Source organism: Planktotalea sp. (genome assembly GCF_050633725.1).
GTDB lineage: Bacteria > Pseudomonadota > Alphaproteobacteria > Rhodobacterales > Rhodobacteraceae > Planktotalea.
In genome coordinates, this window is record NZ_JBOEHB010000007.1 from 40701 (window position 1) to 65246 (window position 24546).

Below are 24546 nucleotides of genomic sequence, written 5' to 3' on the forward strand. Positions count from 1 at the left end.
TGAAGGGCGGCGTTTATAACATGCGTGACATCAAATGATATCCGTCACGCAGCTTGAAGTGACAGCGCTTATACAGCCGTAGCGCGCGTTCATTTTGCGGCTCCACCTCTAAATGAAGCGCCATCATCCCCACGGATTTGAGCATCGCAACAAGAGCGGAAATGACTTCCGTTCCGACACCGCGACCACGCACACCCGAGCGGATATAGATTTCATCAATAAAGCCATCAAGCCCACCAAGTTCGATGGACCAACCAAAAGTGACAACGATATAACCGATCGGACTTCTGGAAGGGCCGATCAGATAAACGGCGCCATGGGGCGATCCCTCCAACAAAGGTTCCAGCGCTTTTTTGATATGGAATTCGGTGCTTTGAATGCCTTCTTCAAGGTGAAAGGCCTGAACTAAAAGCATCAACCGATCCAGATCGGCAGGTTTGGCGAGATGTAATGCGGCGCTCATAGTCGTGCGAGCCTCGTGATTAGAAGATCAAAGAACCCATCCGCGTCAATATCCCCGATGAACATCGCATTGGGGTCGCGCGTTGTTACGCGCCACCAATCGGCAACAGTCATGCCAAGCGTAAGCTCGGAGGCGGTTTCTATTTCGACGTTGATAAAACGACCCGTGAACAATTCGGGCTTGATCAAATAGGCCGTGACACAAGGATCATGTAGCGGCGCACCGTTCGAGCCATATTTGTCTGTGTCAAACCGCTCAAAAAAATCAACCATGTCCGCCATAGCGCTGCACACGTTGGTATTGGCCGCGCGCAGCGCGTTTACCCGCTCTGGAGTGACAAGTGCTTTGTGGGTGACATCCAGCGGCATGACCGTGATCTTAATGCCAGATTTAAAAACAATATCAGCGGCTTCTGGGTCGACGTAGATGTTAAACTCAGCGGCTGGAGTAATATTTCCAACTTCGAAATATGCACCGCCCATCAAGACAATTTCCTGAACACGTTCGACGATGTCAGGCGCAGCAGTCAGGGCGCTGGCAATATTCGTGAGCGGGCCAAGCGGACAAAGGGTGACGCTGCCACTGGGGCGTTCACGCAAGGTTTCGATAATGAAATCGACGCCGTGTTGGCTCTGTAGCGGCATTGTCGGGTCGGGCAAAGTGGGGCCGTCCAAACCTGTTTTGCCATGCACATGTTCTGCCGTGACCAACTTGCGCACCATTGGGCTGGCACATCCGGCAAAAACCTTTACGTCAGGTTTGCCCGCTAACTCACAAACAATACGCGCATTTTTCTGCGTTAGGGGCAGGGGAACGTTGCCTGCCACTGCCGTTATCCCAAGCACGTTAATTTCGTCAGGACTGGCAAGCGCAAGCAAGATCGCAGCGGCGTCATCTTGCCCGGGGTCTGTATCAATGATGATGTCTCTAGCAGGCACAGCGCGCTCCTTTTTGCGGTAAAATGGGCGAGCGCCGCGCGTATGTCCATGGGCGTTTCAAGGCTCGGCGGAATACAGCACCAGACACGAAAAAGGGCCCACATAATGCAGGCCCCCTTTGCAAACTCGTATTTCTAAGGATTAACCGTCGAAATCAACTTCTTCGGTGATTTTCAGCGCGGCAGGACGGTTTCCTGCAAGCGTCATCAAATTCACGTCATCAGGCGCGAAGGTGCCCCAGCTTTCGACCAACGGATCTGCTGAAGTGCCCTCTGCGATGGGATATTCGTAATTCGCTTTGGCATAGATTTCCTGTGCTTTTGGCGATGTCAGAAACTCCATCATCTTAATCGCGTTGTCGCGATTTGGTGCGGATTTCACCAAAGCCACACCTGAGATATTCACGTGCGTTCCAGCGTTTTCAAATGTCGGGAAAACGACGTTCACGCTATCGGCCCATGCCTTTTGCTCTTCGTCGGCCAGCATTTTGCCCATGTAATAGGTGTTGCCAATGGCAACGTCACATTCGCCTGCCCAAATTGCTTTGACCTGCGCGCGATCGTTACCCTGTGGTTTGCGGGCTAGGTTGGATTTGATACCTTCAAGCCAGGTTTTTGCGCCAGCTTCGCCGTGGTGATGAATAACCGCAGATGTCAGCGCAATGTTATAAGCATGGGTGCCAGAGCGCGTGCAAATGCGCCCAGCCCATTTAGGATCAGCAAGATCTTCGTAGGTCGTGATCTCACCCTCTGCGACACGCTCTTTGGATGCATAAACGATGCGCGCACGGGTGGTGACACCGAACCAGTGATCGTTCGGGTCGCGGTAATCGGCAGGTACATTGCCTTCCATCACGTCGGACTGAACCCCTTCCGTGAAGCCTGCATCGACGATGCCAGCAAGGCGCGAAATATCTACTGTCAGAACCATATCTGCAGGAGAGCGATCGCCCTCGGCCTTGAGGCGCTCGATCATGCCCTTGGCGAGATAAGCGACGTTCACTGCAATACCTGTTTCTGCCGTGAAAGCGTCTGTAAGCGGCTTGATCAACTCAGGCTGGCGGTAAGAATAGATGTTCACCTCATCCGCAAAGGCGGGGGCTGTTAGGGCAGTAGCTGCAAGCAGGCTAGTCAGTGCGAGACGCATTTTGCGATCCTCAATGGTTGGTTTCATTGAGGGTCTTTTAATCCGACTAAAATAGTCAGGTCAATACTTGAATAAAATAATCAGGATTATTTTTTGCGCTGTTTTTCATCCTGTTTGGCAGCATCCCAGAGGGCATCCATTTCTTGAAGATCAGATTGCTCTGGTGTTTTCCCTTGCGCGGCCAAAGCAGCCTCAACCTGTTCAAAACGCCTTGTAAATTTGGCATTTGCAGCGCGCAGAGCCGTCTCGGATTCAATGCCAAGGTGACGCCCCAGATTGACCATCACAAAGAGCAGATCGCCAAATTCTTCTTCGATTTCTGCTTGGCTGAGCTCCTCGCGCGCCTCGACCAATTCGCCCGCTTCTTCGACGATTTTGTCCAGAACCTCGTCTGTTGAGGGCCAGTCAAACCCGACTCGCGCCGCGCGTTTTTGCAGCTTTTTCGCGCGCAATAGCGCTGGAAGACCGACCGCCACCCCGTCAAGCGCGCCTTTTTGTGCTTTGCCCGCGCGCTCGCTGGCTTTGATCACTTCCCAATCGACGGTTTGCTGCTCAGCCGATTTGGCGTTGCTTTGATCACCAAACACATGGGGGTGACGTGCGACCATCTTATCGGACATCGTATCGGCCACATCGTTAAAATCGAACAAGCCGCGCTCAGAGGCCATCTGCGCATGAAACACCGATTGAAACAGCAAATCACCGAGTTCACCGCGCAGCTCATCCCAGTCTTGGCGCCCAATTGCGTCCGCGACTTCGTAAGCTTCTTCAATCGTATAAGGGGCAATACTCGCGAAATCCTGCTCGACGTCCCAAGGGCAACCACTCACAGGATCACGTAGGGCGCGCATAATGGCCAACAATCGTGGCATTCCGCCTTTGGGATCCTGTATCAACGTGTCGTCAACCATTGCTCTCTCACCGTGTTTTCTGTCAGATGCATTTCTAACGATAGCCCATCTGGAGTCCATCCTATGCCGATAGTGAACCGCATCGCGGAATTTGCCGCTGATATGACAGAATGGCGCCGCCACCTTCATACAATTCCAGAGCTGTCTTTTGATTGCCCTAAAACAGCGGCCTTTATTGCAGAGCGTCTGAAAGAGATCGGCGTTGATGAAATGCATGAAGGGATTGCGCAGACAGGTATCGTTGCGATTATTAACGGCAAGAGCGAGGGACCAACAATTGGTCTGCGCGCAGACTTTGACGGCTTGCCGATTATCGAAGCGACAGGGCTTGAGTATGCCTCAACCCACGACGGCAAGATGCATGCCTGCGGGCATGACGGACATACAGTGATGCTGCTCGGCGCGGCGCGCTATTTGGCTGAGACACGCAATTTCTCTGGCCGCGTTGCGTTGATTTTTCAGCCTGCCGAAGAGAATGGTGGCGGCGCAGAGGTCATGGTGAACGAAGGGATCATGGATACGTTCGACATCTCTCAGGTTTACGGCATTCACAACGCGCCCGGCTTTGTCGAAGGCGGGTTTTACACGACGCCCGGTCCGATTATGGCGGCGGTGGACACGTTCCACATTGATATCAAAGGCGTCGGTGGTCACGGCGCGATGCCGCATGAAACCTGCGATCCAGTCATTGCAGCCTGCGGTATTGCGCAGGCCATCCAAACGATTGTTTCGCGCAATCACTATGCGCTGGATGATCTGGTGGTCTCCGTCACTCAAATTCATACAGGCACAGTGGATAATGTGATCCCTGATACGGCCTATATGAACGGAACAGTGCGCACCTTTGATCCTGTTGTTCAGGACATGGTTGAGCGGCGCTTGAATGAGATCGTCGCAGGGCAAGCGGCGTCCTATGGCGTCAGTGCAGAGCTGCGCTATGAGCGTGGGTATCCCGCGACCGTGAATAACGCAAAAGAAGCCGCGCGTGCGACCGAAGTTGCGCGCGAAATTTCGGGTGACGACAAGGTTGTCGCGGATTCTGGCCGCGAAATGGGTGCAGAAGACTTTGCCTATATGTTGCAGAAGCGGCCGGGTGCCTACCTATTTCTAGGTCAGGGGGAAAGTGCTGGCCTTCATCACCCCGAGTATAATTTCAACGATGCGATCTCGCCTGTCGGCGCGAGCTTTTTTGCGCGTTTGGTTGAACGCCTGCAACCAATGGAAGGGGTTTGATTTATGGGGTTGGAAGATGCAAAAACGCAGGTAGATCATGCCTTTACACGCGATAGTTTGCGTGGATTGAGCAATGAAAATACCTTTGGCGGTGCCACGTCTTTTCTGCGTCGGCGTTACTCGAAAGACCTAAGCGGCGTTGATATCGCGATCACGGGGGTTCCCTTTGATCAGGCGGTGACAAACCGCACAGGCACGCGCCTTGGCCCGCGCGCAATCCGCGAGGCCTCTAGCTTGCAATCGCCTGATGCGCCTTACGGATGGGGCTATGATCCGCTTTCGGAGTTGAGCATCGTTGATTATGGCGACTTGGCCTTTGATTACGCGATGGTCAGTGATTTTCCAGATGCTTTGACCCAGCATATCAAGGGCATTCTGGACGCAGACGCGGCAAGCATTTGCCTTGGTGGCGATCACTATATCAGCTTTCCAATCCTCAAAGCCTATGCGGAGAAATATGGACCCTTGAGCCTGATCCAGTTCGATGCTCACACGGATACGTGGGAAGACGATAATATGGATCGGATCGATCATGGAACCATGTTCTATAAGGCGATTAAGCTTGGGTTAATCGATCCAGAACGATCTGTATCTATCGGAATTCGCACAGATAATCCTGATACGATGGGTGTAAATATCCTAGATGCACGCTGGGTGCATGAGAATGGCGCAGCCGCCGTTGCGGCGCGCGTAAAAGAGATCGTAGGCGATCACAAAACCTATGTGACCTTTGACATCGACTGCCTTGATCCAGCTTTTGCCCCCGGCACAGGCACACCTGTTTGGGGTGGTCTGGCGTCTTGGCAGGCGGCGGCAATTCTGCGCGATCTGGCGGGGATCAACATGGTTGGCGGCGACATCGTAGAAGTCTCACCACCCTTTGACACAACAGGCGCGACAGCCATTGCAGGTGCACATGTCGCGGTTGAGCTTCTATCCCTATGGGGCTGGAATCATTTGGGAAAAGGCAAATGACAAACCAACCCCTCGGCGGCAATGAACTCGCGCGGTTTTCTGGTCCGCAAACCTTTATGCGCTTGCCTGCGCAAGATGGGCCCGAAGGGCTGGACGTTGCGATCCTTGGCATTCCGATGGATATTGGCACCAGTTGGCGGTCAGGCACGCGGTTTGGACCTAAACAAATCCGCGAACAAAGCGCGATGATCCGTCCATATAATCTGCAAACAGGCGCTGCGCCTTTTGACAGTTTGAACGTCGGTGATATCGGTGATGTGCCGATAAACACCTTCTCGCTCAGTGATAGTTTGCTTATTATTACAGAGTATTACGACGAGTTGTTAAAGTCGAATGCGATTCCCGTAGCGCTTGGCGGTGATCATTCTCTGACACTGCCGATCTTGCGTAGTATGGCCAAGAAACATGGCCCCGTTGCGCTCATCCATGTGGATGCCCATGCGGATGTGAACGAGCATATGTTTGGCGAGCGCGAGACCCATGGAACGGTGTTTAGGCGTGCTTACGAGGACGGCTGCTTGCAAGCGGACAAGGTGTTCCAGATCGGCCTGCGCGGCACGGGTTATGGTGCAGATGACTTCACGGAGGCGGCTGATTGGGGCTTTAACCAGTTCTTGGCTCCTGATTTATGGCACAAGAGCCTTGCGCCATTGGTTGCTGATATAAAAGAGAAAATTGGCGATACGCCTGTCTATGTCAGCTATGACATCGATAGCCTTGATCCTGCATATGCGCCTGGTACGGGCACGCCGGAAATCGGTGGGTTGACGAGCATGCAAGCGATGGAGTTGATCCGTGGCTTGCGCGGGCTTAATATCGTGGGCTGCGATCTGGTCGAGGTGAGCCCACCATATGACACCTCTGGCAACACCGCGCTCACGGGGGCGAACCTTGTGTATGAGCTGCTGTGTGTGCTGCCAAATGTTGCGTATCGCTGATTGAGAGAGCGGATAGAGCTTAAGGGCAAGAAGAAGGAACCCCACATGTTATTTTGGATCATTTTGGCGCTGGTCATTGCAGGCGTTGCCTATGTTCAACTTGCGCCCAGCGATGCGACGCGGTGGCATGCGCGGATCAAGCGCGCGGAGAACTTTGACTTCAAGGCTGGCGCCGTGCGGGTTGTGGACGCGGAGCTAACAGCGCTCGATAAGATCATTCGCGCGAGCGGCACCAAGGTTCTCGCGGGTAGCGTGGAGGAGGGGCTCGTCACCTATATCACACGCACACGCTTCATCCGTTTTCCCGATTACACAACGGTGCAACAGCTGGATGGAAAGCTGGCGATCTACGGGCGTTTGCGCTTTGGCAGATCAGACCTTGGGGTCAACAAGCGGCGAATAGAGGGCTGGCTGGCGCAGCTTTGAGGACAGGCAGGCTGGGGCCACTTCGCGCCACATGGGGTTGTTCAGGCTCATCTGGCATTGCGCCATGAACATGCGCCCGTCCACTTGCAGGCAAATCATTTCGCCCAGTTCTACACGCGCGCCAGATTTGTCGGTGCAATAACAATCGACCGTTTTGCCGCTCGGGCTGGTTACATCTGCATGTGCGATGAAAGGAAGCGTCACCGCAATCGCTGTCAGGACTTTTCTCATGGGGATAAGTGTACCATAAGCAAGGCTCTGCGCCAAGTTCGCACCGACGTCAGGAGACAGCACCATGGTTCCAATGGACCGCCTCATGCAGATAACCCAACGCTTCGAGTTTCTCGAAGCAAAGATGGCTGGTGGCGCCGATGGCGGCGAAATCGCAGAGCTTGCGCGAGAATACTCCGAGCTGAAGCCTGTCGTCGAGCAGGTCGAGGCCTATAAGCAGCTGCTTGCGGATATCGAAGACGCGACATTGATGCTGGATGATCCTGATATGAAGGAATTGGCAGAGGAAGAGTTGCCAAGCCTGAAAGAAGCGCTTCCTGATGCTGAAAAGGCATTGCAGCTCGCGCTTTTGCCCAAAGATGAAGCCGATGCGCGCCCTGCGATGATCGAAATTCGCCCGGGCACGGGCGGCGATGAAGCGGCTTTGTTCGCGGCGGATCTGCTGCGCATGTACCAGCGCTATGCAGAGGCGCGCGGCTGGAAGTTTGAGATCATTGAAGAGCAATTGACCGAGCTTGGCGGCATTAAGGAAGTCACGGGCCATATCAAAGGTGAAAACGTTTTTGCGCGGCTGAAATACGAAAGCGGTGTGCACCGCGTTCAGCGTGTTCCAACAACCGAGAGCGGCGGGCGCATTCACACCTCTGCTGCGACAGTGGCGGTTTTGCCAGAGGCGCAAGAGGTGGATCTGGTGATCGCCCCGAGCGACATTCGCATTGATACGATGCGGGCCTCTGGAGCAGGCGGCCAGCACGTCAATACGACCGATTCTGCCGTGCGAATTACCCATTTGCCCACGGGCATTATTGTGGTCAGCGCCGAAAAATCGCAGCACCGCAACCGCGAGATTGCGATGCAGGTTCTACGCACACGGCTTTATGATGCAGAGCGTCAACGCATCGACGATGAACGCTCGGCAGATCGGAAAAGTCAGGTTGGCTCCGGCGATCGCTCAGAGCGCATTCGGACCTATAACTTTCCGCAAGGGCGGATGAGTGATCATCGCATTAACCTAACGCTCTATAAACTGGATCAGATCATGCAGGGCGAATTGGATGAAATCATCGATGCGCTTACGGCGGATGATCAAGCGACAAAATTGGCCGAGATGAACGGGTGACGCTGCAAGAGCTGATGCGCGCCGCACGTACGCGGATTGCGCATGTGACCACAGATGATGCTATGCGCGAGTTACGTGTGTTGGCGGCGCATGCAATAAAGGTCGAGCCGAGCCGTTTAACGCTGCATCTGCATGACGCGGTAAACGAGGATCAGCGCGCGCATTTTGATGCGATGATCGAGCAACGCGCACAGAGCATGCCCGTCTCAAAGATCGTCGGGCATAGATTGTTTTGGGGGCGCGCCTTTGGGGTTGATACGGATGTGCTTGACCCGCGCGGAGATACCGAGACCTTGATTGCGGCCTGTCTTGAGCTTGGCGCGCAGGATCATGTGCTTGATCTGGGCACGGGAAGCGGGGCGATCGGCTTGACGCTGGCTGCGGAATGGCCAGGTGCGCAAGTAACCTGCACTGACTATTCAACCGCTGCTTTGAAAACAGCGCGCCAAAACTGCGCCGCACTGGGGCTGACGGAGCGGGTTTCGCTTGTCCGTTCGGATTGGTTTGAAAACGTAACGGGGCAGTTTGACCTTATCGTTTCAAACCCGCCTTATATTTCGCTGGAAGAATGGCGTGGCCTTGATCCAGAGGTGCGCGACTTTGATCCGCGCATGGCGTTGACCGACGAGGCAGATGGCTTAACCGCCTACAAGGCGATCACGCAAGGCGCTGGTGCGCATCTGAACGTCGGGGGGCATTTGATGGTTGAAATCGGATGGATGCAAGGCGACGCTGTTCAGGCGCTTTTTCAACAGGCGGGATTTTCCGAGGTCACATGTTTGCAAGATTTGGCCGGGCGGGACCGCGTGATAACGGGCGCGCATCTCAAATAACGCGATAGTTTGGCAACCCCGATGCATATTTTCTTAGGTTTTTTGTTGTTTAACGGGAATCTGCTTGCAGCAAGAGGAATGAAGTGCTTTATGGCAGGTGCTTAAGGGGCGAACACATTGCTTTTGTTCCCCTTGGCACCAAGCCACAAATAGTGATCTTGAACATGGGCGCAGTACACAAAGCGCAGTGAAAGATCACAGTGACATTGATATGCTGGATTGAAGGCAAGATGAGATCATCAAAACCACGTTCGCGGAAAAATAACCGCAATCGCCAACAACAAGGTGGCGGTAATATTCCCAATCGGGTCTTCGACAGCTCTGGTCCAGAAGGCAAAGTGCGCGGCACGCCGCAACAGATCATTGATAAATACCAGCAGTTGGCACGAGATTCCCAGTTGTCCGGCGATCGCGTTGCGACAGAAAACTTCTCGCAGCACGCCGAGCATTATTTGCGGATGCTAAGTGCTGCGCAAAAAGAAATTGACGAACGCCGTGAAGTTCAGGAACGCGAAAATCGTGAGCGTCAGGCCGAGCGTGATCGCGAGCGCGCAGAGCGCGATGCTCAGCGCGCCGAGCGAGAGGCGCAACAGGCGCAAAACCAGCCAGTTGTGGCAGATACGCAAAACGGATCTGGTGAGCAACCTGACGTGATCGAGCCAGCATCTGAAGCGGATTCAGGACTTGTGGAGACGCCGGAAAGCAAACCGCGCAAACCGCGCGCGCCGCGCAAACCCCGTGCACCGCGCAAACCTGCCTCCGAGCCTGTTGCAAGTGAGGCCGCAGCGCCTGCCGAGCAACCTGCACCTGCACCGGATGCGGCTGAATAAGATACGCGTTTTTTACGTTGTTAAAAGGTCGGACGCTATGCGTCCGGCTTTTTTTGTTTGAGGGGCGCTGCCCCGTCCACCTTTGGTGGACTCCCCGGGATATTTTCGCAGAGAGGAAGCCGTTTAGGGCTTTTGGAGTTCTCGTGCGAGCGCGCAGAACCCTTCGAGCGAGACTTGTTCGGCGCGCTCTGTTGGTTTCAAACCGGCCGCGACAAGGCGATCTTCAATGTCAGGGGCGACGGATTTTAAGGACGATCGCAGCATTTTGCGGCGCTGATTAAAGGCGGTCGCGACCACGCGTTCGAGCGTTTTGAAATCGGCGGGAAAGCGCGGTTCGGGCAGGGCGGTTAAATGCACAACGGCGCTGGAGACTTTTGGCGGTGGGCTGAAGGCTTCTGGGGGCAAATTGATAACAATACGTGCATCGCAGCGCCATTGCGCGAGGATTGCGAGGCGTCCGTAGGCTTTGCTGCCCGGCTCTGCTGTGATGCGCTGCGCCACTTCCCGTTGAAACATGAGCGTGAGGCTTTGCCAGAACGGTGGCCATTGTTTCGGGGTGAGCCAGCGGATCAGAAGTTCTGTGCCCACGTTATAGGGCAGGTTCGATGCGACGCGGATCGGCGCTGTGAGATGCTCTAGCGGATTAATTGCCAAGGCATCGCCCTCAATGACTTCCAGGCGATTGGGATAGGCCTGCGCGATTTCAGCAAGGGCAGGCAGGCAGCGCGCGTCTTTTTCAATTGCCAGCACTTTGCGCGCCCCTTCCGCGAGCAAGCCACGCGTCAGACCGCCAGGGCCGGGGCCAATTTCAAGCACATCGCATTCTGTCAGATCGCCCGCTTGGCGCGCGATTTTGGACGTGAGGTTGAGATCGAGCAGAAAATTCTGGCCCAAAGACTTGCGCGCTTGCAGATCGTGGCGATCGATTACGTCGCGCAGTGGAGGCAGGCTATCAATCGAGGTCATTGTGCACTCATCCTTGCGGCCATCTTCAACGCTTCTATCAGGCTCGTAGGGTTTGCAATGCCCTTACCTGCAATATCAAATGCGGTGCCATGATCTGGCGAGGTGCGGATGAAGCTAAGGCCAAGTGTGACGTTCACGCCCCTGTCGAAATCAAGCGTTTTGATCGGGATAAGCGCTTGATCATGGTACATGCAAACGGCGGCGTCGTAGCGTGTTCGCGCCGCCGTGTGAAACATCGTATCAGCCGGCAAGGGGCCGCTAATAGACAGGCCTTGTGCGCGCAGCTTGTCGAGCACTGGCGCAATAAGCGCACTGTCTTCATGGCCCATTTTCCCGCCTTCGCCCGCATGCGGGTTGAGCCCTGAGACTGCTATGCGCGGATGCTCGATGCCAAATTGGGTCTTGAGGGCCGTATGGGTGATGCGGATTGTGCTTTCAAGGCTATCCGCAGTGAGCCGGTCTGGCACATCTTTTAGGGGAATATGGATCGTGGCGGGCACGACGCGCAGTTGATCAGAGGCGAGCATCATCACAACATCGCGCCCCCCGTCCAAGGCCGCGAGATATTCGGTATGGCCGGGATGGGCGAATCCTGCGCCGTCTTGCAGGGCTTGCTTGTGAATTGGCGCGGTGCAGATGGCAGCGGCTTCTCCAGATTTCACCAACTCAACCCCATAGGCAATGGCGTCAATCACGCCTTGGGCGTTCGCGGGATCAGGTTCACCAAAGCGCGTAGGCGCGTCAAACCTGATTGGCAGAACGGGCATGGCTTTTGCGCTGACGCGGAGAGCATCTGCGGGGGCGGAAATGACCTCGAAGATCGCATCATCGGGCAAATGCGCGGGATCGCCGATCCAAAAGAAAGGTTGGCTTTGACGCAGTGTTTCCCATGCTTTAAGCGCGATTTCTGCGCCGATCCCAGAAGGTTCGCCGCAGCTCAGGGCTATGGGCGCAGGCATCCTAGTTCTCAGTGATCCGCGCATCTGCGCGCAGCTGCTCAAGATAGCTTTCAGAGCGCGCTTCAAGACGTTGATTGCGCAGGCCTAATGAAAGCTCGTTGCGATCCACATCTTTGGCAACTTCTGGCGTACGCCCGCAAAGCATAAGCAAGACCAAGGTCTGCCCATTCGCGCGGGTTAGCGTTGTTGATGTCTCGCCCGGATCGAGTTTGGACAATTCAAGAGCGATGTCAGTAGGAATTTCGCTCGGCTTTTTAGAGCCGCGATCCAGAACGCTTGGATCTTGGCCTTTGGCGATTCCATATAGGTCGTCGCACCGATCAACGCGGCTGGCGACTTTGCGCGCTTCTGCAAGTGCCGCTTCGGTGTGCCCGCCTGCGATGTAATACGCCGCATACTCAATCGACGAATATGTTTCAGCCGGAGCCTTGGTTTCCCTTATGTCGCGCAATTGAAAAACGGCGATTGCGTTTGGCAGTGGGATGGGCACCGTCACTTCCCCCGGTGCCAAGCCAAGTAGAATTGGACGCAGCTGCGCAGGCAATTGCGAAATCGGGAGCCAGTCGAGTTTGCCGCCGCGACCGCGCGATGGGGAGGCCGAATAGCGGCGCGCTTCTGAGGAAAACGCAGCGATTGAAGTGATGTTGGAGAGGCGCTCGGCACGCTCTTGGACTGCGGCCGCTTTGGGGGGCGGGGCTGGCATGATGATCTCAGACAAAAGGACTTGCACACCGCCGATTGCCTTGGTTGATGCAAGCGCGCGATCGACTTCGTCGTCTGTCACACTCACGCGGCCTGCAAATTTCGCTTGCACCAATTGGCGCCATGCGATGCCTGCGGTTACAAAATCGCGAAACGCTTGCTCAGAAACGCCGCCCGCGTTGAGCGCTTTTACGAACTCTTCGCGCTTCAGGTTTGCGCGTCCAGCAAATTCATCCATGCCGCTTTGAACTTCTTCAAGGCTTGGAACAAGGCCAACATTCCGCGCGGCATTTGTTTTCAGGCGGTCTTCGATAAGTTGCTCACGGGCGAGGGTTTTGTGATTGCCCGGCGCGCGCAGTAACCGCAGAAAGCGGATACGTTCTTCGATTTCGAAATGGGTTATCGAGCTGCCATCTACCTTGATCGCCGTCGCAAACAGATTTTGCGCATGGGCTTGCTCAGGGGTGGCTGAGAGCAGGAACGCACTGCAAGCCAAGGCCGCCGTGCACGTCCGCATCCATTGGCGTGTGAAAGTTCGAAGAGAGAAGTGCGAATTATCCATATCACTTAGTTCCTGCATGTGCGGCGAGCTGCTTTTCCGCTGCCGCCTGTACTAAAGCCTCGAAGGGATACCGCCAACTCGTAGGTGGTCGCTGGTATCAATGTTGTCGATTTCGCGAAACTGCGAGTAGCGCCTATGCCAACCGAAATGCATTCGTTTTCATAGACAAGGTTGGCCCCGTTTTCCGAAAAGCGATCGGTGAGCAAATCATATTGGGAATTGGCGCTTGCCGTCCAGTGCTTATTGATCCGATAGCTGCCGCTTAGGGACCACTCAGCGACCGAACTTGTGCGGTTTTCCGCCGCGTTTGCCTTGAGCTGAACATAGCTGCCCGTCAGCCTGAGCTTGTTTCGCGAATAGATCAAACGGGCTTCGGTTTTGATCGGCTCTAACGCGTTGTCAAATATGCCGCGCGCTTGAATGGTGCCACCCCAAGCCGCCGTATAGTGGAGCGCGAGCAATGTGTCTGACGTAAGGCCAGACAGACCAGAGAGCGAGGAGAATGACGGATCAGACCTGTCCCGAAAGACTTGTCCGATTGTGACGCCTGCGGACCAGCTATCTGGGTGAAGGCGCTCCCAGCGTAGACCAAGCGCGCCGACAACGCCTGTTTCGCGGCGATCTTTGACCGGAAAGCGTGACAGGGACAGTAGATTGCTTTGATCAAACTCAGAGCTGACGCTTTCGTCATTTGGCAGTGTCGACGGCGTGCCGCCAGCCCAGCCGATTTGTGCAATTGGCTCAATCAAGTGACGTGCGCCGCTCGCGCCTTGGCGTTGCAAGGGGTATCGCAGCGTCGCCGCAATCGCGGGTGTCGCAGAGCTTGTGCGACCTAGGGTCGTGCTATCATGGCTGACCGCGTAGCTGTCTAACCCAAGTTGCCCCGTTAGCCCAAAGCGCAGACCGCCTGCCAAGGTCCATTCATCGCGCCATGATAAATCAACGTTAACCCGCGACATATCCCGTCCGATAATATCGGTGAGTGAGACCCGTTTGTGGGCATGTAGCTCAAGGCGCGCACGTAGCTCGCCGCCAATCTTTTTCGGCTGGTAGCGCCGTTCATAAACGACATTGCCGATTAGCGTTGGCTGGGTGTCATTCTTTTCATTGTCGCGCAATGTTTCGTAGTTCAGCAGCTCGGCTTGAAAAAATACGTCACGTTTTACGCGGGTTAGTGCAATTCCTGAACCAAGGCGATCAACACCGGAATACCCATAGTTTGAGCGATAGCCGCTGTCCGAAGCTGTTTCGATATCAAAGGTCAGAATAAAATCGTTGCGCAGGTTAAACGTGCCATAACCTGTCAAGTAATGGCGGTTTTGACCTACGAGCAGGGTATCTTCTGATAAGGCACCGTTTAGTTCGACATAGCCGCGTCTGAACATTTTGCGAAACCGAAGTTCAACGGTTTTGGTTACATTGGTCACGAAAGGCGTGATGGTCAGGTCAGCATGATCACCAAGTGTAATGAAATAGGGGACTTTGATCCCGAAGCCGAGCTGGGTGCTGGAGACAAATTTTGGGACCAGAAAGCCGTTGGAGCGCTCAAGCGTAGGGTCGGGGATGCGCATGCGCGGTAGGTATAACACGGGCACGCCAAACATTCTGAAATGCGCGCGGCGGAAGTAAATCTGCTTTTCGTCTCGATCATGGATCGCGCGATCCGCCCTGACTTGCCAAATCGGGGTGCCATTGTCGCAAACTTGGCAGGAGGTCGCGACCACTTTGCGAAGGACTGTATAGCGCCCTTCAACGCGATCGGTTTGGGCCGATAGAATCTGCAACTCTTGGTTCAACACATAACGCGCGCCGCGCAGAATGCCGTTTTCGAGTTTGCTGTCCAGATCTGCGCTATCAGCAATCAAAATATCGCCGTTCTCCTGCGAGATGCGCACAGGGCCTTTAATGATGAGCTCGTCGCGGCTTTGATCATAGATGATTTCATCGGTGAAAACGCGCGTACCATCGTAGTAGGCTTCAACATTGCCCGTCGCGACGAGGCGTTCATCATCGGTGATCAACACGCTGTCCGCTACCAGCAATGCAGCATCAACGTCTTGCGCACGCAAAGGCAGCGTACACACTGTTAGTAGTGCGACGGCGGTGCTTAAAAAGCGCAAGATGTTGAGAGTACGGATCATCCGTCCTCCATATGCAGCAGTAATCCGAGTGCAAGCATAATCGAAGCCACTGGCGGCGTCCACGCAGCGATCACGGTTGGTAATTGCCCGTTTTCCCCCAGAATTTGAGCGAAATTCCGCACATAGTAGAGGCCGAAGCCAAGCATTACCGCCGCAAGGACCGAAACGCCGGTTTTTCCAAATCGGCTGTGCCGCATTGTAAATCCGGCCCCGACAAGCACCATAGCCATCAAAAACAAGGGGCGGGCAAATTCCATTTGCCGCCAAACTTTGTGCCGCCGCGCGGAAAATCCAGCATCTTCCAATTCGGTGATGTAGGTATTCATGTCCCAAATCGAAATCGCTGACGGCTCGGCAAAGCTATCGCGAATGCGCTCTTCGGTAAGCGAGGTCGCGACAGTGTATTGGCGGTGCTCTTGTGCGTTTTCTTCGGCATTGCCTGCGATATTGACCGGCCAAACCTTTGCATTGGCCAAGACCCAGCCTTTGTTGGTCAGGGTTGCGCTGTCCGCAATAATGCGTGTCTTAGGATGTCCGTTAGCACCATAGCGAAGGAAGCTTACCTCGCTGAGCGTCGTCATACGTTCATCTGCAATGAGCGCGTGAATAACGGTTTGCCCGTCATCATCGCCTTGGCGAAGCCACAGACCTTCGCGCCCAATTGAAACGGTGCTGTTGTCGCCTTCACTGTATTGGTTTTCCAAGACTGCATACCGCTTGATAGTAGAGGCAACGATTGGATTGAACAGGGTCACTGCGCTCACGCCAATGATCGCTGAGACCAGCATCGGAGAGGCAAGTGTGACCAGCGCCGAGCGACCCGCGGCGCGTGTCACCACCAATTCTGATGTGCGCGCTAGGGTAAGGAACAAAGACACAGAAGACAAAATCATAACCAGCGGCAAGATTTGATAGATTCCCGAAGGCGCGTTCAACATTGTAAGCACGAAGACATCATAAAAACTAACATCATCGCTGTTAAAGCGGCGCATCTGTTCAACAAGATCAATCAGCGTCAAGAAGGCCAAGAAGATCAGAAGGGTCGTCAGAAAGACCCGAAAGAAACGGCGCGCAAAGTAGAGATGCAGGATCATGCGGCGCTCTCCTGCAAAGATGCGTCGCGTTTACGTCGTCTCGGGCGCGCCGCAAGTCGCAACATCGCAAAAGCGAGCATTAACCCATAGATGCTCTGCGCATAAACCAGTGGCCAAAGCTGCGGGTTGCTGCGCACGGGATCCGTAACGATGCTCTCGACTAGCTTTACCGAAACCAGCAATAAAATCGCGGCAATGATCTGACGTCCAACGCCAAATCGCGAGAACCCACCAACCAAAAGCGTTGAAAACCCAATCAACGCTGCAACGAGGCAAAGAAGCGGTTGATTGAATCGGCCATGCGCTTCTTCAAGAACGCGTCCTTCGGATTTCCGAGTAGCTTGGGAGATGAGTTCTGTGGCCATTAACAGCTCTACAGTTGAACGTTGATCCAAGGGTTTGAAGAGTGCTGTTGGCCCGTCAACAAGCGAAGAAATGTTATACGAAAAATCGGTGAACTTGGTCTTAGTGAGCGTGCGTTCTTCAGGCTTATAGGTTTGTGCGATGCCGTTCACCATCACAAGTTTGGGTCCACTTTCTTCGCTCACCAGAAAGCCATCGACTGAACTGTAAGTGGTTGTGCGATCGCTCTCGCGTCGATCGCTCAGGAAGACATCCTTTAATACACCTTCGGGCGTTATCTCGCGAATATAGAATGTGATGCCTTTTGAAGGGGTCATAAATTCGCCCTCGCGCAACAACTTAGCTGAGAGTGATCCACTCACTTGGTTTTCGCGAAAGCGAAATTGCTCCAGTGACGCGGGTACAAGATACTGCGTCAGCGCCATCATAAAGACACCAACCAAAGTTCCGAAAATGAAAACAGGTCGGGCCAAGCGCCAAGGGGAGTAGCCCGTCGCTTGCATGACGACCAACTCGCTTTCAGACGCCATTCGGTTGGTTACATAAACAGCGGCGGCAAAGGTCGACATTGGCAGGATCAAACGAATGACGTTTGGCAGGCTTAGCGCGGTGAATTCCAGAAAAACCGACGCAGGCTGTCCGTCTGCAATCAGGCGATCAAACAGCACAACTGCGCGGTTGATCCAGTAGACTGAAACCAGCACCAGCGAGAAAAAGCCGAACAGCACGAAGAGTTGCGACAGCATATACCTGTCGAATCTTGTCACGAGTGCCCCCATTATCCGCCCTTTTTTGGTGCTTCTATCCTATTTGCTGCCTGTGGAAAACTGATATCTGGCAATGGGCGGGCTTCCCCGCTATCTCTTGTGCAGATTTTTACAAGGACTGCACCATATGCCGAACGTGATGACCGCCACCTATGCCGAAGTTGACCTTGATGCCCTAGCCGGATTCGAGGGGCGCGTAGCGATATTGATCGCGCCTGATGGCAAACTTGACGCAAGCGCGCGGCGGGTGAACCGATTGACCAAAGGCGCTGTGGCACGGGTTGTTGATGCAGGCAAGCTGGAAGAGGCGCGGGCAGGAACGGTGATCACGCTTGGGTATCCTGCGGGAATGGCTGCTGAAGCGGTTGATATTTTGTGCCTTGAACGTCGCCCGACACTGCTGGATGCGCGCAAAGCCGGCGCTGCGCTTGGCAAGGTTCTGAAAGACGGCAATGCGCTTTTGGCAGCTGGAAGCAACAGCAAAACAGCCCAAATCGTGTTTGGCGCGGCGATGCGTGCTTATGAGTTTACGCCGCATAAAAGCGATGCGAATGCCAAATCTCGCGCTTTAAAAGTTATGTGCGCCAAGCCCGAAGAGATCGAGGCTGAAGCCGACACGCTGCTTGCGATTGCAGAGGGCGCTCATATGACGCGCGATCTGACCAATGAGCCTGCGAATGTTCTAACCACGACCGAATTTGCGGATCGCTTAAAAGCGATGGAAAGCCTCGGTCTTGAGGTTGAAGTCCTTGAAGAAGACGAACTTGAGAAATTGGGCATGGGGACATTGCTCTGCGTCGGCCAAGGCTCGGATAGCCCGTCAAAAGTCGTCGTCATGCAGTGGAAAGGTGGCGAGCCAGATGCAAAACCGCTCGCCCTGATTGGCAAAGGTGTTGTGTTTGATACTGGCGGTATTTCGCTCAAACCGGCCGGGGGCATGGAAGACATGACAATGGACATGGGCGGCGCTGGCGTTGTTTCTGGCGTGATGCGCTCCTTGGCGCTACGCGGCGCAAAAGCCAATGTTGTCGGCTTGGTCGGCCTTGTCGAAAATATGCCCTCAAGCAATGCAACGCGCCCCGGTGATGTTGTAACATCAATGAAGGGTGACACGGTCGAAGTGATCAATACCGATGCTGAAGGGCGTCTCGTGCTATGCGACGTGATGTGGTACGCACAGGAGCGTTTCGAGCCAGCTGGTATGATTGACCTTGCGACCCTGACAGGCGCGATAATTATCGGGCTGGGACATGAAAACGCGGGTGTTTTCTCCAACGATGATGCGCTCTGCAGGGCCTTCCTCAATGCAGCAGAACAAGAGGGTGAGGGCGCTTGGCGCATGCCGCTCGGCAAAGCCTATGATAGCATGCTCAAATCGCGCATTGCGGATATGAAGAATATCGGCGGTCGTCCAGCGGGCTCGATCACCGCAGCGCAATTTTTGCAGCGCTTTGTAAAGGATGAAACGCCTTGGATTCACCTCGACATTGCAGGGGTTGCCTCGGTCAAGTCTGAAACAACGCTTGCACCGGTTGGGGCGACAGGTTGGGGCGTTATGGCGCTCAACCGCCTTGTTCAGGATATGTTTGAGAACTGATATGGGCGCGGTCTACTTCTACCACCTGACGCAAATACCATTGGAAACCACCTTACCTTTGCTCTTGGGCAAAGCGTTAGGGGCGGGGTGGCGGTGTCTGGTGGTGGGGCCAGATCAGGCCCGCCTTGACAGGCTGGATAGCCAGCTTTGGCAAGGCAAGGCCGATGACTTTCTGGCGCATGGTCTGGAAGGCGGACCGCATGACAAAGAACAACCGGTCTTGCTTGCCGCTGGGCACACTGCTGCCAACGCCGCTAAATGCGCCATGTGCATTGATGGCGCTGACGTCTCGCCTGATCAGGTCAAGACCTATGAGCGCACCTGTATTTTGTTTGACGGCAATGACGCACAAGCAACGCAACACGCGCGCACCCAATGGAAAAGCCTGACGGATGCGGGTTGCGCTGCACAATACTGGTCCGAAGAAAGCGGAAACTGGCAGATGAAAGCGAAGAAAGACTAATCCTTCCTCTCTCTAAAAATATCCCCGCCGGAGGCTCCCCGAAGGGTCGCTCTGCCAAATAACCCTACTTCACCAAAACAAGTTTGCCATTGGCGATCTCAATGCGTGAAAACGTCTGCAAATAGCTCATTCCCATAAGCGATTGAGACATTTGGCCTTCATTCACATCAATCCGAAACCGCGCCAGCTCAGCGCCAGAAAAACCAAAGCTGTCTGCGCGCACCGTGGCCAATTGCACAGGTCCATTGGCTGTCATCGCTTCGCCCAGAAAAGCCAGCTTGCTCACATCTATGCCCGCTTTCTCCGCATCTGCCTTTCGCAAAACAACGCCAGTTGCGCCTGTATCGACGACAAATCGGATCGGCGCAGCGTTGACCATCGCGGTGGCGTAATAATGCCCGTCAGCTGCGCGCGGAAGCTCGATGCGTTCACCGCCGCTGATGACGCTTTGCTGGGGCATGACGGTTTGGCGGATGTCACTCCACATGCCATAAGCCGCGATAACACCAATGAAAATCAGCGCCCAAACGGCCATTTGTTGAAGTATCTTGTTCATGGAATTGCGCCCTGAGGTGAAAAACCAAAAGGCAATCACGCCGCCAAGCAGGACCAAGTAGATCAAATTTCCAAAATCATCGCCTGAAAGCTGGTTCATCCTGCGCTCCTTTGGTCTTTATGTAGGGTGTCATCCCAAAATGCCAAAGTCTTGCAAACCATTTAGCATGAATTGCACTGCCAAGGCGGCCAATAACATGCCGAGCAGGCGCGAAACGACGTTGATCCCTGTTTTGCCAAGCAGGCGCTCAAGCGGCGTTGCGGCTTCAAAGAAGACGTAAGTGACAACAAGCACCAAAACCATCACAGCCAGAGAGAGGCCCAAGCCAGTAAATCCCGGATGGGTTCCAGCAAGCAAAATGACTGTCGCGATTGAACCGGGACCAGCGATCAAAGGAATTGCCAAGGGAAAGACTGAAGGGTCGTCTTCGTGTTCTTCATCCTCAGCCTGATCTTCACGACGTTTTGTGCGCCGCTCGAACAGCATATCAAGCGCAGTGAGCAGCAACAAAATACCGCCAGCTATTTTGAAAGCGGCCATAGAGATGCCGATAAACCCCAGCAAGGCTTCGCCAAAGATTGCAAACAGCGCAAGGATGCCGGCGGAAACCAATGTGGCGCGCACCGCAATTGCGCGGCGTTGCTTGACGCTCATTCCTTGGGTCAAGGCCACGAACAGCGGCGTCAGACCAATCGGGTCAATGATCACGAACAGCGTCACAAATGACGTCACAAAGAACGCCGCGTCGATCATGCCGCTTGCGCCGCTTCGAGTTTTTCAAGCGCTGCCATCCACAAGTTTTCTGCGCGTCCATGGGCTTCCATGACTTCCGCGTATTTCTTGTTCCAGGTTTCCAGCTCGCCCTTGCGCGCGTCCTCGTAAAGCACGGGATCAGCAAGCTTTTTCGCCAGTTTGTCGCGCATGTCGTCGATCTTGCCCATGCGCTCTTCGCATTTGCGCACTTCAGAGCGCAGCGCTTTGATTTGATCTTGTGACGGGCGTTTGGGCTTGGGTTTTTCTGCCTGTTTGCTGCCCTTGCTCTTGCCCTGTTTGGCAGGTTTGTCCGGCGTCAAAAGCATCTTGCGATAGGCTTGCAAGTCTTCTTCATAGGTGGTGACGTGACCGTCTTTCACGAGCCACAAGCGATCCGCGACCATCGACAGCAAATGCATATCGTGGCTCACAAGGATCACAGCGCCGCTATAGGCGGTCAGCGCATCCACAAGCGCCTCGCGAGATTCGATATCGAGGTGGTTGGTCGGCTCATCGAGGATCAGCAAATGCGGCGCGGGCAGGGTGGCCAGCAGCAGCGACAGACGCGCCTTTTGCCCACCAGAAAGACGGCCCACCTCGGTATCCGCCTGATCCGCGCCAAGGCCAAAGCTGGCAAGGCGCGCGCGCAGTTTGGCTTGGCCCTCGCTCGCACGTTCGCGCAGCAAGTGTTCTAACGGAGTTTCATCGACGTAGAGTTCGTCGACCTGATGCTGGGCAAAAAAGCCAATACGCAGCTTGCTGGAACTGACCATGCTACCGCTGGCAATTTTCAAACGATCCGAGAGCATTTTGGAAAGCGTCGATTTGCCCTCGCCGTTGCGCCCGAGCAGGGCGATCCTGTCGTCCTGATCAATGCGCAGGTTGAGATCACGCAGAATGATTGTATCGCCATAGCCAACAGAGGCTTTTTCGGTGGCGATGATCGGCGGGGAAAGTTCCTCTGGCTTAGGAAAGGTGAACACAGTGCGCGCTACATCTTCGGGCGCGCGAATTGTTTCCATTTTCTCTAAGGCTTTGATGCGCGATTGCGCTTGCTTGGCTTTGGAGGCTTTCGCTTTGAAACGATCCACGAAGGCCTGCAAATGCTCGCGCTTGGCTTCCTGTTTCTTCGCCGCCGACGCCATCAAGGCACGCTTTTGCGCGCGCTGTTTGGCGAACATGTCATAGGTGCCTGTGTAGTAGATCAGGCCCTTGTCCTCGAGATGCAGAATGCCGCCGACGGAGCGGTTCAGCAACTCGCGGTCGTGCGACACGATCAAAACCGTGTAAGGGTATTTGACCAGATAAGCCTCAAGCCAAAGCGCGCCTTCAAGGTCGAGATAGTTTGTCGGCTCGTCGAGCAGCAGCAATTCAGGTTCAGAGAACAGAACCGCCGCCAAAGCCACGCGCATACGCCAGCCGCCAGAAAAGGCAGAGCAGGGCTGCTGTTGCTCTTCATGGGTAAAGCCCAGACCGCGCAGAATAGTTGCGGCGCGCGCTTCGGCGCTCCAAGCATCAATGTCGGTGAGGCGGGTTTGAATTTCAGAAATACGGCCCGGATCGGTGGCGGTTTCCGCCTCGGCCAAAAGCGCCTCGCGTTCGGTATCAGCGCGCAGAACCGTGTCGATCAGGGAAACCTCATTGCCCGGCACTTCCTGAGACACACCGCCGATTTTCCAACCCTGCGGCATATGTACAGAGCCCGTATCAAGCACCATTTCCTTGCGGATGATCTTGAATAGCGTGGTTTTGCCAGAGCCATTGCGCCCCACGAGGCCCACCTTGTGACCCGCTGGAATGGTGACAGAAGCGTTCTCGACCAGGGTGCGGCCTGCAACGGAATATGTGATATCTGAAATTTTTAACATGGCGCGCAGATAGCAGAGCAACTGGACATGCGCTAGCGGTGATCGTGCCCGCGAGTGAGATTGCGCCACTTCGCAGCTTCCCAAGACTCAAAACCCATGTTAAGCGCGCCTCAGAATTTACGGGTGCTTGCCGCATGGGGCGGCGCACCTCTTATATAAAGGAAGTCTATCATGGCTCTGGAACGCACATTCTCAATCATCAAGCCTGACGCAACACGCCGTAACCTCACAGGTAAAATCGTTGCGAAATTCGAAGAAGCTGGCCTGCGCGTTGTCGCATCCAAGCGTATCCAAATGACACTTGCGCAAGCGCAAGAGTTCTACGGCGTTCACGCTGAGCGCCCATTCTTTGGCGAGCTGTGCGAATTCATGATCTCCGAGCCAGTTGTTGTTCAGGTTCTTGAAGGCGAAAACGCAATCGCGAAAAACCGCGAAGTCATGGGCGCAACAAACCCAGCAGACGCAGCGCCAGGCACGATCCGCGCTGAATTCGCAGAATCAGTTGGCGAAAACTCTGTTCACGGCTCCGACGCGCCTGAAACAGCTGCAGTTGAAATCGCGTATTTCTTCTCTGGTCTAGAACTGGTTGGCTAAATGCGGGATGGGGGCCAGCCCCCAAACCCATGTCTAATTGGGGGCCAGCCCCCAAACCCCCGAGATATTTAAAGACCAAAGAAGGCTTTAGCGGTTTTTTGGTTTTTCGATAACGCCAAGTGCATCAAGGGCTGCTTCGAATTCGGAGCGGCCCTTTTCTTTTGAGCCGAGGGCGGTGGCTTTGATGTGGTCGAAGGTTTTGCGCAAAGCGGCTTTTTCTTCGCCGCTGCAATCATTCCAAGGGCGGCCTTGCAGGCCCATCACAAGCGAATAAAAACCAATGAAGTGGGGGCGCGTGCCTGCTTTGATCAACATGGCATAACAAGCATGTGCGCCAAGATCGCGCACCTGCTCTGCGCTTGTAATGCCCGCTCTGGCAAAACTGGCGTCGCTGGCCGCGCCTAGATTGCGGATAGATGAAACAGGATCACTCATCACGGTTCAGTAACACAGCGCGCGGCGCTCAGATACTCGCATAATCCGTAATTATGACTTTGGGTTGGGAGGGGCGCTCAGATTTAGGTAAGGGCGCGCTCGCAGCGGATTTTGTCGGTGTTGGCGCAGGCTCGGGTGGTTTTGACGAAGCCATTGGTTTTCCTTTCGGGTCGTATGAAGTCCGCGCGCGGAGATTATTGCGCGGCTCATACGAAGCGTGACCAAGCGCCAAGGCGTTGATTTGCCGGAAATTGGGCGATTTAGAGGTATCGCAATGCCAGCGCGTTCAAAACAGACCTCTTAAATCATATGCATTTACCCATTGCAGTAACCCCCGTTTAGACCCTATGTATGAAATACGGCTCGTGGATACGTAGGTATACATGAACCGGGAGAGTTTCGCTGCACCCCGCTTTGCATCAGAGCAAAGGCGTTTTGGAGGCAGACCGATACGGTCTTCTTGGTGATCTTGTTCAAATAGATGCCGAGCAGACCTTACGACGCGCCGTTTCTTTTGAATGAAGAGCGGCAATTTAACGGGCACGCGACATCCTAAACGATGCGACGTGTCGGAGAAGAAACGCGATGAAGCGCGCGCAGGCATTGAGTATCAGAGCAGGAGCCCCAACAGGGCTCTGCCGGCTTGTGCGCACCACCGCCCAAATCAGACGCCCCGCACAGA

Annotated in this window: 26 protein-coding genes; 11 read left to right on the plus strand and 15 right to left on the minus strand. The window is 54.6% G+C overall.

Annotation, left to right across the window (positions count from 1 at the left end; genetic code table 11):
* Positions 1-13 precede the first annotated feature (13 nt).
* The 4 genes from ACRBCU_RS07490 to mazG form a co-directional block, all read right to left on the minus strand.
* A complete protein-coding gene (locus tag ACRBCU_RS07490; RefSeq protein WP_431364756.1) occupies positions 14-463 on the minus strand; it encodes a GNAT family N-acetyltransferase in 450 nt (149 codons plus the stop codon).
* Positions 460-1401: a nucleoside hydrolase gene (locus ACRBCU_RS07495; RefSeq protein ID WP_431364757.1), complete on the minus strand. Its 942-nt coding sequence runs from the start codon at positions 1399-1401 to the stop codon at positions 460-462. The genes ACRBCU_RS07490 and ACRBCU_RS07495 overlap by 4 nt, the downstream gene beginning before the upstream one ends.
* Positions 1402-1542: 141 nt before the next feature.
* Entirely contained in the window at positions 1543-2547 is a 1005-nt protein-coding gene (locus ACRBCU_RS07500) for a Fe(3+) ABC transporter substrate-binding protein (RefSeq protein WP_431364939.1), read from the minus strand.
* A gap of 86 nt (positions 2548-2633) precedes the next feature.
* Positions 2634-3458 (minus strand): nucleoside triphosphate pyrophosphohydrolase, encoded by an 825-nt coding sequence (gene mazG / locus ACRBCU_RS07505; protein WP_431364758.1) that lies wholly within the window; start codon positions 3456-3458, stop codon positions 2634-2636.
* A gap of 63 nt (positions 3459-3521) precedes the next feature.
* Between mazG and ACRBCU_RS07510 the strand changes: the two genes are divergently transcribed.
* From ACRBCU_RS07510 to ACRBCU_RS07525, 4 genes are read left to right on the plus strand one after another with little or no spacing between them, the layout of a single operon-like run.
* The gene (locus tag ACRBCU_RS07510; RefSeq protein ID WP_431364759.1) at positions 3522-4691 is read left to right on the plus strand and encodes a M20 aminoacylase family protein; all 1170 of its coding nucleotides are present in this window, start codon (positions 3522-3524) and stop codon (positions 4689-4691) included.
* Positions 4692-4694: 3 nt separating this feature from the next.
* Entirely contained in the window at positions 4695-5666 is a 972-nt protein-coding gene (gene speB / locus ACRBCU_RS07515) for an agmatinase (RefSeq protein ID WP_431364760.1), read from the plus strand.
* The gene (gene speB / locus ACRBCU_RS07520) at positions 5663-6604 is read left to right on the plus strand and encodes an agmatinase (RefSeq protein ID WP_431364761.1); all 942 of its coding nucleotides are present in this window, start codon (positions 5663-5665) and stop codon (positions 6602-6604) included. Before speB (ACRBCU_RS07515) ends, speB (ACRBCU_RS07520) begins: the two co-directional genes overlap by 4 nt.
* Before the next feature lie 45 nt (positions 6605-6649).
* Positions 6650-7030: a DUF1499 domain-containing protein gene (locus ACRBCU_RS07525; RefSeq protein WP_431364762.1), complete on the plus strand. Its 381-nt coding sequence runs from the start codon at positions 6650-6652 to the stop codon at positions 7028-7030.
* Here ACRBCU_RS07525 and ACRBCU_RS07530 read toward each other — a convergent pair.
* The gene (locus ACRBCU_RS07530) at positions 6977-7261 is read right to left on the minus strand and encodes a hypothetical protein (protein ID WP_431364940.1); all 285 of its coding nucleotides are present in this window, start codon (positions 7259-7261) and stop codon (positions 6977-6979) included. The two genes, ACRBCU_RS07525 and ACRBCU_RS07530, sit on opposite strands and share 54 nt — an antisense overlap.
* 64 nt (positions 7262-7325) lie before the next feature.
* On the opposite strand from ACRBCU_RS07530, the gene prfA reads away from it, so the two are divergent.
* The 3 genes from prfA (at position 7326) to ACRBCU_RS07545 (ending at position 10044) form a co-directional block, all read left to right on the plus strand.
* A complete protein-coding gene (gene prfA, locus ACRBCU_RS07535) occupies positions 7326-8381 on the plus strand; it encodes a peptide chain release factor 1 (RefSeq protein ID WP_431364763.1) in 1056 nt (351 codons plus the stop codon).
* The gene (gene prmC, locus ACRBCU_RS07540) at positions 8378-9214 is read left to right on the plus strand and encodes a peptide chain release factor N(5)-glutamine methyltransferase (protein ID WP_431364764.1); all 837 of its coding nucleotides are present in this window, start codon (positions 8378-8380) and stop codon (positions 9212-9214) included. The genes prfA and prmC overlap by 4 nt, the downstream gene beginning before the upstream one ends.
* 230 nt (positions 9215-9444) lie before the next feature.
* The gene (locus tag ACRBCU_RS07545) at positions 9445-10044 is read left to right on the plus strand and encodes a DUF4167 domain-containing protein (RefSeq protein ID WP_431364765.1); all 600 of its coding nucleotides are present in this window, start codon (positions 9445-9447) and stop codon (positions 10042-10044) included.
* 123 nt (positions 10045-10167) lie between these two features.
* Here the strand turns inward: ACRBCU_RS07545 and rsmA are convergent, their stop codons facing one another.
* The 6 genes from rsmA to lptF are packed head-to-tail and all read right to left on the minus strand — an operon-like array spanning position 10168 to position 17598.
* Positions 10168-11010: a 16S rRNA (adenine(1518)-N(6)/adenine(1519)-N(6))-dimethyltransferase RsmA gene (gene rsmA / locus ACRBCU_RS07550; RefSeq protein ID WP_431364766.1), complete on the minus strand. Its 843-nt coding sequence runs from the start codon at positions 11008-11010 to the stop codon at positions 10168-10170.
* Positions 11007-11969 carry a 4-hydroxythreonine-4-phosphate dehydrogenase PdxA gene (gene pdxA / locus ACRBCU_RS07555; protein ID WP_431364767.1) on the minus strand — a complete coding sequence of 321 codons (963 nt, stop codon included), beginning with the start codon at positions 11967-11969 and terminating at the stop codon, positions 11007-11009. Before pdxA ends, rsmA begins: the two co-directional genes overlap by 4 nt.
* A 1-nt stretch (position 11970) precedes the next feature.
* Complete coding sequence (locus ACRBCU_RS07560) at positions 11971-13251, minus strand: peptidylprolyl isomerase (protein WP_431364768.1); 1281 nt, start codon at positions 13249-13251, stop codon at positions 11971-11973.
* Positions 13239-15374, minus strand: a complete 2136-nt coding sequence (locus ACRBCU_RS07565) for an LPS-assembly protein LptD (protein WP_431364769.1) — start codon at positions 15372-15374, stop codon at positions 13239-13241. Before ACRBCU_RS07565 ends, ACRBCU_RS07560 begins: the two co-directional genes overlap by 13 nt.
* Complete coding sequence (gene lptG, locus ACRBCU_RS07570; protein ID WP_431364770.1) at positions 15371-16468, minus strand: LPS export ABC transporter permease LptG; 1098 nt, start codon at positions 16466-16468, stop codon at positions 15371-15373. The genes ACRBCU_RS07565 and lptG overlap by 4 nt, the downstream gene beginning before the upstream one ends.
* Positions 16465-17598, minus strand: coding sequence for an LPS export ABC transporter permease LptF (lptF, locus tag ACRBCU_RS07575; RefSeq protein WP_431364771.1), 1134 nt, complete (start codon positions 17596-17598; stop codon positions 16465-16467). The genes lptG and lptF overlap by 4 nt, the downstream gene beginning before the upstream one ends.
* A gap of 127 nt (positions 17599-17725) precedes the next feature.
* On the opposite strand from lptF, the gene ACRBCU_RS07580 reads away from it, so the two are divergent.
* On the plus strand, positions 17726-19195 hold the full coding sequence (locus ACRBCU_RS07580; protein WP_431364772.1) for a leucyl aminopeptidase: 1470 nt from the start codon (positions 17726-17728) through the stop codon (positions 19193-19195).
* A gap of 1 nt (position 19196) precedes the next feature.
* Positions 19197-19658 carry a DNA polymerase III subunit chi gene (locus ACRBCU_RS07585; RefSeq protein ID WP_431364773.1) on the plus strand — a complete coding sequence of 154 codons (462 nt, stop codon included), beginning with the start codon at positions 19197-19199 and terminating at the stop codon, positions 19656-19658.
* A 64-nt stretch (positions 19659-19722) separates the two neighbouring features.
* On the opposite strand, the gene ACRBCU_RS07590 is transcribed toward ACRBCU_RS07585, so the two are convergent.
* The 3 genes from ACRBCU_RS07590 to ACRBCU_RS07600 are packed head-to-tail and all read right to left on the minus strand — an operon-like array spanning position 19723 to position 22835.
* Entirely contained in the window at positions 19723-20313 is a 591-nt protein-coding gene (locus tag ACRBCU_RS07590) for a retropepsin-like aspartic protease family protein (RefSeq protein WP_431364774.1), read from the minus strand.
* Between the two features lie 30 nt (positions 20314-20343).
* Positions 20344-20967 (minus strand): MarC family protein, encoded by a 624-nt coding sequence (locus ACRBCU_RS07595; protein WP_431364775.1) that lies wholly within the window; start codon positions 20965-20967, stop codon positions 20344-20346.
* Positions 20964-22835 (minus strand): ABC-F family ATP-binding cassette domain-containing protein, encoded by a 1872-nt coding sequence (locus tag ACRBCU_RS07600; protein ID WP_431364776.1) that lies wholly within the window; start codon positions 22833-22835, stop codon positions 20964-20966. Before ACRBCU_RS07600 ends, ACRBCU_RS07595 begins: the two co-directional genes overlap by 4 nt.
* A 171-nt stretch (positions 22836-23006) precedes the next feature.
* Between ACRBCU_RS07600 and ndk the strand changes: the two genes are divergently transcribed.
* On the plus strand, positions 23007-23429 hold the full coding sequence (gene ndk / locus ACRBCU_RS07605; protein WP_431364777.1) for a nucleoside-diphosphate kinase: 423 nt from the start codon (positions 23007-23009) through the stop codon (positions 23427-23429).
* Positions 23430-23516: 87 nt separating this feature from the next.
* Here the strand turns inward: ndk and ACRBCU_RS07610 are convergent, their stop codons facing one another.
* Entirely contained in the window at positions 23517-23864 is a 348-nt protein-coding gene (locus tag ACRBCU_RS07610) for a TfoX/Sxy family DNA transformation protein (RefSeq protein ID WP_431364778.1), read from the minus strand.
* Between the two features lie 53 nt (positions 23865-23917).
* On the opposite strand from ACRBCU_RS07610, the gene ACRBCU_RS07615 reads away from it, so the two are divergent.
* Complete coding sequence (locus ACRBCU_RS07615) at positions 23918-24085, plus strand: hypothetical protein (RefSeq protein ID WP_431364779.1); 168 nt, start codon at positions 23918-23920, stop codon at positions 24083-24085.
* Positions 24086-24546: the final 461 nt, after the last annotated feature.

Excerpts from the sequence above, each read along its gene's own strand:
- ndk (WP_431364777.1), top strand. The coding sequence starts at position 23,007 with ATGGCTCTGGAACGCACATTCTCAATCATCAAGCCTGACGCAACACGC.
- ACRBCU_RS07500 (WP_431364939.1), bottom strand. The coding sequence starts at position 2,547 with ATGCGTCTCGCACTGACTAGCCTGCTTGCAGCTACTGCCCTAACAGCC.
- ACRBCU_RS07615 (WP_431364779.1), top strand. The coding sequence starts at position 23,918 with ATGACTTTGGGTTGGGAGGGGCGCTCAGATTTAGGTAAGGGCGCGCTC.
- ACRBCU_RS07560 (WP_431364768.1), bottom strand. The coding sequence starts at position 13,251 with ATGCAGGAACTAAGTGATATGGATAATTCGCACTTCTCTCTTCGAACT.
- ACRBCU_RS07525 (WP_431364762.1), top strand. The coding sequence starts at position 6,650 with ATGTTATTTTGGATCATTTTGGCGCTGGTCATTGCAGGCGTTGCCTAT.
- ACRBCU_RS07610 (WP_431364778.1), bottom strand. The coding sequence starts at position 23,864 with ATGAGTGATCCTGTTTCATCTATCCGCAATCTAGGCGCGGCCAGCGAC.
- pdxA (WP_431364767.1), bottom strand. The coding sequence starts at position 11,969 with ATGCCTGCGCCCATAGCCCTGAGCTGCGGCGAACCTTCTGGGATCGGC.
- prfA (WP_431364763.1), top strand. The coding sequence starts at position 7,326 with ATGGTTCCAATGGACCGCCTCATGCAGATAACCCAACGCTTCGAGTTT.
- speB (WP_431364760.1), top strand. The coding sequence starts at position 4,695 with ATGGGGTTGGAAGATGCAAAAACGCAGGTAGATCATGCCTTTACACGC.
- ACRBCU_RS07580 (WP_431364772.1), top strand. The coding sequence starts at position 17,726 with ATGCCGAACGTGATGACCGCCACCTATGCCGAAGTTGACCTTGATGCC.
- speB (WP_431364761.1), top strand. The coding sequence starts at position 5,663 with ATGACAAACCAACCCCTCGGCGGCAATGAACTCGCGCGGTTTTCTGGT.
- ACRBCU_RS07565 (WP_431364769.1), bottom strand. The coding sequence starts at position 15,374 with ATGATCCGTACTCTCAACATCTTGCGCTTTTTAAGCACCGCCGTCGCA.
- rsmA (WP_431364766.1), bottom strand. The coding sequence starts at position 11,010 with ATGACCTCGATTGATAGCCTGCCTCCACTGCGCGACGTAATCGATCGC.
- ACRBCU_RS07595 (WP_431364775.1), bottom strand. The coding sequence starts at position 20,967 with ATGATCGACGCGGCGTTCTTTGTGACGTCATTTGTGACGCTGTTCGTG.
- mazG (WP_431364758.1), bottom strand. The coding sequence starts at position 3,458 with ATGGTTGACGACACGTTGATACAGGATCCCAAAGGCGGAATGCCACGA.
- ACRBCU_RS07510 (WP_431364759.1), top strand. The coding sequence starts at position 3,522 with ATGCCGATAGTGAACCGCATCGCGGAATTTGCCGCTGATATGACAGAA.
- ACRBCU_RS07590 (WP_431364774.1), bottom strand. The coding sequence starts at position 20,313 with ATGAACCAGCTTTCAGGCGATGATTTTGGAAATTTGATCTACTTGGTC.
- ACRBCU_RS07600 (WP_431364776.1), bottom strand. The coding sequence starts at position 22,835 with ATGTTAAAAATTTCAGATATCACATATTCCGTTGCAGGCCGCACCCTG.
- lptG (WP_431364770.1), bottom strand. The coding sequence starts at position 16,468 with ATGATCCTGCATCTCTACTTTGCGCGCCGTTTCTTTCGGGTCTTTCTG.
- ACRBCU_RS07530 (WP_431364940.1), bottom strand. The coding sequence starts at position 7,261 with ATGAGAAAAGTCCTGACAGCGATTGCGGTGACGCTTCCTTTCATCGCA.
- ACRBCU_RS07545 (WP_431364765.1), top strand. The coding sequence starts at position 9,445 with ATGAGATCATCAAAACCACGTTCGCGGAAAAATAACCGCAATCGCCAA.
- ACRBCU_RS07490 (WP_431364756.1), bottom strand. The coding sequence starts at position 463 with ATGAGCGCCGCATTACATCTCGCCAAACCTGCCGATCTGGATCGGTTG.
- ACRBCU_RS07585 (WP_431364773.1), top strand. The coding sequence starts at position 19,197 with ATGGGCGCGGTCTACTTCTACCACCTGACGCAAATACCATTGGAAACC.